This window comes from Ruminococcus champanellensis 18P13 = JCM 17042 (assembly GCF_000210095.1).
GTDB classification, from domain to species: Bacteria; Bacillota; Clostridia; order Oscillospirales; family Ruminococcaceae; genus Ruminococcus_F; species Ruminococcus_F champanellensis.
On sequence record NC_021039.1, the window covers coordinates 165,037 to 170,771 of the forward strand.

Annotated in this window: 6 protein-coding genes; 4 read left to right on the forward strand and 2 right to left on the reverse strand. The window is 43.0% G+C overall.

Annotation, left to right across the window (positions count from 1 at the left end; translation table 11 throughout):
* The first annotated feature begins 199 nt into the window (after nt 1-199).
* From RUM_RS00760 to RUM_RS00775, 4 genes are all read left to right on the forward strand, one after another.
* Nucleotides 200-562 carry a hypothetical protein gene (locus RUM_RS00760; RefSeq protein ID WP_015557324.1) on the forward strand — a complete coding sequence of 121 codons (363 nt, stop codon included), beginning with the start codon at nt 200-202 and terminating at the stop codon, nt 560-562.
* Between the two features lie 14 nt (nt 563-576).
* Entirely contained in the window at nt 577-825 is a 249-nt protein-coding gene (locus RUM_RS00765) for a hypothetical protein (protein WP_015557325.1), read from the forward strand.
* 169 nt (nt 826-994) lie between these two features.
* On the forward strand, nt 995-1,639 hold the full coding sequence (locus tag RUM_RS00770) for a hypothetical protein (RefSeq protein ID WP_015557326.1): 645 nt from the start codon (nt 995-997) through the stop codon (nt 1,637-1,639).
* Between the two features lie 38 nt (nt 1,640-1,677).
* Entirely contained in the window at nt 1,678-2,574 is an 897-nt protein-coding gene (locus tag RUM_RS00775) for a DUF2971 domain-containing protein (protein ID WP_015557327.1), read from the forward strand.
* A 745-nt stretch (nt 2,575-3,319) separates the two neighbouring features.
* Here the strand turns inward: RUM_RS00775 and RUM_RS00780 are convergent.
* The gene (locus RUM_RS00780; RefSeq protein ID WP_242821739.1) at nt 3,320-4,672 is read right to left on the reverse strand and encodes a recombinase family protein; all 1,353 of its coding nucleotides are present in this window, start codon (nt 4,670-4,672) and stop codon (nt 3,320-3,322) included.
* A gap of 292 nt (nt 4,673-4,964) precedes the next feature.
* On the reverse strand, nt 4,965-5,735 hold a 771-nt coding region (locus RUM_RS00785; RefSeq protein WP_041326194.1), incomplete at its 5' end, for a recombinase zinc beta ribbon domain-containing protein.

Genomic DNA, 5,735 nt, shown 5'->3' on the forward strand with positions numbered 1-5,735 from the left:
TGACGGTGTCGAAGTTTGTAGGTGAAGAAACCCAGGACGAAGTCATGCGAATGAATGGTATGGAAGTTGTGGATATGCAAACGGATCTGTTCGACAACGGGCTAATCCGAATGAAATCCGATGAACCGGATGAGCAGACCTTTGAGCAGATAATGTGATTTAATTCGAAAATGAATGGCCGGCAAAAGGAGAAAGAAAAATGAGCTACGACATACATCTCAATGATCCTGTCACCAAGCAGACCATTGAATTGGAAAATCCACATTTTATGCGTGGAGGTACATATGCCATTGACGGTACAAAGGAACTGAGTCTGAACATCACATACAACTATGCCTGTGTATTCTGCCGTCCCGAGGTTCTTGGCGAAAAAGGCATCAGAAGCATTTACGGGAAAACCGGAGCTGAGAGCATACCAGTTTTGCAAAAGGCAATTGATGCATTAACCGATGAAGTTGATCCTGACTATTGGAAAGCAACCGAAGGGAATGTCAAAAAGTCACTCTATCAATTGCTGTCTATGGCACATATGCGACCGGATGGCATTTGGGACGGCGATTAAAGGAGTTTAATAAAATGGAAATTGTAATGAATAACGAACTGAAGCTGGCACAGGTGTGGTGCTCCCACGCCGACCAAAGGGATAAGGCAAAGCAGCAAAAGCTAAAGGAGTTTATTGCCGATTGCAGGAAAAAGAAAATCTTCGTCTGCGTTTATGAATCAGGCGACGGCAGCCTTTTGAAAAACACCAAAGAACTACTTGCCCACAATCTCAATAACCCGACACCACGCACAAAGACTTCAAAATCGCACGACGCGCGGTAAAGTGGACGCGGTATAGAATGATGCGATCATGATTGCTTGAAAATCCTTTTTGCAAAAAACTCTAAAATGTGTTATAATAGGTCTTGACAATGAAGAAAAAACAAGTATAATGATATGATTTGGTTTTAAACTGTATGGGCGGCTTGGGAAATATGAGGAGGATTTAACTATGTACGACTTCGAATATGTGTCCAAGAAAGAGGCTGCCCCGGCAAAAAACGAATTGATCGAAATAATCAATAAGGTTCAGGACATACTGCGAAATAAAGATGTCTCTTTCCAATTTCAATTCATTGGGAGCAGCAGTCGCAATATGATTACTTGCGACCGTCAGAGCAATATCGGATATGATTTTGATGTAAACCTTGACGTTTTCTATGATGACGATAGATATGACCCCGGAAAAATCAAGCATATCATGATGGACGCCTTTAACTCAGTGGTTCTTCGGTATGGATATGGATACTGCGAAGATTCAACCCGTGTATTTACGATCAAAAAAATTGATCATTGGCGTTCAAGGATAATGCAAAGTTGTGACTTCGCTATTGTAAACAATTATACCGACAAAGCCGGTACAGTACTCCAACAGTACATACGATTTAACAAGGAACAGCGCTCATATGTTTGGGTTGATCAGACCAAGGGATACTATACTAAACCCAAAGAAGATTGGCTGAAAAAGCACGGGTATTGGGATGAAGTCCTTGAACGCTATCTATACAAAAAGAACAATAACGAGGGCTTGGTAAAAAAATCGCGCGCCTTGTACGCTGAAGCGATAAATGAGATTTATATGAAGCACAGAGCATAATAGTCCTTAACAACAAGGATTTTTGGGGGAATCAAGCCATGAGATTGTATAGATATGTAAGAGCCTTAGAAACAATAAAATGTGGCGATCATGATGAGGCCTCCGAAGTGACCGACATAAGCGAAAAATTAAAAAAGTCTATCCAAGAATCCAAACTGTTTTTCTCCCATCCAGCGAGTTTTAACGATCCCCTCGAGTGTACAATTCCTATTACAATCGAAAATCATGAGAAAAAGCAAAAAGAGTATGCGGCATATTTGGAATCAATCATAAGCGAAAAAGTTGGAAGTCGAAATGACGAATCCAAACGAAGCAAACGCATCTATGAAGCGTCTGAATACGGAATATCTTTGGAAAACTGTTTGGTAGCATGTTTTTCGAGAGACGGTAATAACCAATTGATGTGGTCTCATTATGCGGATCAACATAAAGGAGTTTGTCTGTGTTATGAACTGCCTGACACACCTGAGGAATTCAAAAGGCAGATAGAATGGAGTGAACAGATTAATTCCATTAAAAGCGACTATGGATTGGAAGTCTATGGTGACTCAGTTGACTACCAAAAAAAGCGTCCATCGCTTCACATTTCAAATACATCTCTCCCGGTTGACAAATGGTCATTTGATAGTGATTATGCTATAAATGATGCTATATTCACAAAACCCGAATGTTGGATGTATGAAAAGGAATGGCGCTTAGCACTTATTACTCCTGGGGCAAGCAAAAAAAGATTTGCAGCAGGCATAGACACAAGTAATTATTACGCAACACTGCCACGAGAATGGTTAAAGAGTGTAACATTTGGCCTTAGACTTGAAAAAGAGTATTGCGAAAAAATCAAAAGTATATTTAAGGATAATTATTACTCAACTGTTGAATTTAGAAAAGCCAAAATGGTGCATGATGAGTTTAGAATCATTATTGAGCCTTATTAATTGTGACTTTGCCGCAATTAACTATACCGACAAAATCAGTACGATGCTACAATAGTACATATGATTTGTGATAAGGCAAAAGTATTTACTGTTGATATATGTAGCTATTTAGTCGCAGGAAACAGGTACTATCAATTGATGTGCAAATTACATGATATCTTTTTCGGTTCGCAATCAAAAAAGAAATGTCATAACAACCCCTGCAGGCGAGACAGTACGGATTTATAAAAAAGCCCGAAAAAGCCTTACCACAAGTGGATTTTTCAAAAAATCCGGTGATGTCTTTTTCAGCGCATCAAGCCATATTAGCACCCCAATTTTGATACAAAGTTGGGGTGCATTTTCATGTCTAAAAAATGTCCTAAATTCGAGGAAAACAGTCAATCGGAAGACGATTACTTCTCAATACAGCCTTAAAACCCGCTGAAAAACCGAAAAAAGCTGAAATGGGGTGTCAAAGGGAAAACGATAGAAAAAGCTATCGTTTGACTTTTGGCACTTTTTTCGATAGAGGGGTGCATTTTGGAAAAACAGCGTAGATACGAGGAAAACAAGCATTATGGATGCGTTCAGAGCAGCCGTACCGTGGGAATTGCAAGCTGTAAATTGCAGTTAATTATCTTTATTATGTACAAGGTTCAAGTCCAGCTCTCTCGCAAACATAAGTATCACAATTATAGTACAAAAAAAGAGGGGCTGCAGCCGAGACACATCATATCTTAGCCGCAGCCCCATTATAATTATATTATACTTCAATCTCCGTGCCGTTCCGTAGCGTGAAGGTCAGCTTGCCGTCCGTGCCCACAGTTGCTTTCTCTACCAGCAGCAACCAGAGCTTTTCGTCAAAGGTGTCGGTCACAATACCCTCGTTACTTAGCGTCCGGATCAGACCTTCGAGCAGTTCCTTGCGTGATAGCCGGGCGGTTCTTTTGTCCTGAAGGTCGTGCAGAGCCTTTTCGGCTTCAGCTTTTTGTGAATTGTACTCCGCCATTTTCTTTTTGTAGAAGTCCTCGTCCTGCGGTTTCATAGCATTTTCCTTGATGAACTCCTGCATCGAAACTGCCAGCCCGTTCAGGTAGATATACTGTGCTTCGATTTTTCTATCCAGTGCTGCGGTGTTGGAGAGTATTTCCACGATCTGCTGACAGGAAATCAGAAAATCCTCCTTGTCACTTGCTATCCGGTTGCACACCTCGATGAACCGCTTTTTTATCTCGTCCTCATAAAGATGTGGCGTTTTACACTTTTCGTTTCCGGAAGACTTGGAAAATTTGTGATTGCACTGCCAGATAATTCTCCGGTATTTGCTTGTGCTATGCCACACTTTCGAGCCGAAGAACCCTCCACAGCAGGAGCAGACGATTTTCGCTGAGAAAATGGAGCTGCCGCTGTATTCTTTGCCGAGCCCTTTTCGTCTTTCGATTTCCGCCTGCACCAGTTCAAATTCCTCCGGCTCGATGATCGCATCATGACTGTGTTCAACGAAATACTGCGGAACTTCACCCTCATTGACCTTCTTCTTCTTCGTCAGGAAGTCCACAGTGAATTTCTTTTGAAGTAATGCACTGCCTTTGTACTTCTCGTTCGTGAGAATGCTTTCCACAGTTCGTCTGTGCCACTTTTCACCGCCGGCAGGGGCGGGAATATTTCGGCTCATCAGAAGCTGTGCGATCTTATAGTATGAAAGCCCTTCCGTGAAAGATTTGTAAATCAGTCGAACAACCTCAGCCTCCTCCGGTACGATCTCAGGAAACCCGTCCTCGCCCTTACGATATCCTAAGAATCGTCCGTAAGGCATTGTGACCTTGCCATCCGCCATACGCTTTCGCTGTCCCCATGTTACATTTTCAGAAATGGATCGTGATTCCTCCTGGGCTAAAGAACTCATAATGGTGATGAAAAGTTCTCCTTTTGAGTCCAGCGTGTAGATGTTCTCCTTCTCGAAATAGACCTCAACGCCCTTTTCTTTCAGCTTTCTGACGGTTGTCAGGCTGTCCACAGTGTTTCTTGCGAAACGGGATACTGATTTCGTAACAATAAGGTCTATCTTCCTACTTCCGTAGATACAAGCTGATTCTGATTGTCGGTCAGCTATCAAATTGGGTGCATCGGGGGTGCATAGAAAAGACGGCGAAGGTGCAGTAGGGTGCATCACCAAACGATAGCTTTTCAGGCACTTCCAAAAACATCGTAAAATCGGCATTTCCAAAAGGTGCATTGGGTGCGTCAGGGGTGCAATCGAGGGTGCATTGGGTGCAATCGGGGGTGCATAAACAAACGAAAGCCCTATGTATAGCACAATGCTCATCCATACAAACAAAAAAAGAAGGCACTCCGCTGAAATAGCAGAGTGCCATAGAGATGCATCTTTGATTTTAATGTTTCTATTTTCAGTCCTTGAATTTCACTCGAATGTCGTCCTTGCTGTACACAGTCACACTCTCCACAAGCAGCCCCCAGAGGTCTTCGTCAAATTCGTTCAGCGGGTTCTGCTTGTCAATGTTTGCAATAAAGCTCTCCATCGCCTGCACCCGCGCCTGCCGTGCGGTAATTTCCCTGTCAAGCTCCTCGTACTTGCTCTTGGCAACATCGTAGCGATCAACGAGCATATTGTATCGCTGTTGGTACTCCTGCTGGTTCTGTGCGATCCGAGCGTTCTCCCGAATACAGTTTTCGACCATTTCAGCCAGCATTGCAGTCTCTTCCTTGAAGTGTTCGTGCTCTGCCATCAGTGCAGTCATATCTGAAATTTCTGCAATGCTCGCCCGAAGGTTCGCTATGATCTCTGCTTTGTTTTGGAGCATATTGTTGACAGCCTGAATGAAAACAGTCTTGATCTCATCGGCGGTCAGGTGTGGTGTTTCGCAGCGTTTTGCATCCTTGTACTTATGACCACATTGGTATACTACACGCCGATAGCGGTCACTCGAATGCCAGACTTTCGGACTGTAAAAGCATCCGCATTCGCCGCAGACCAGTTTTGCCGCAAGAATATCCACGCCACTATAGCGGCTTTTCTGTGACTGCCGTCTCTCCATTTCAACCTGTACCGCTTCAAATATCTCAGGGGTAACAATGCCCTCATGACTGCCCTCCACATAATACATCGGGATCTCCCCGTGATTGATTTTCTTTTTTTTCGTCAGAAAATCGGAGGTGTA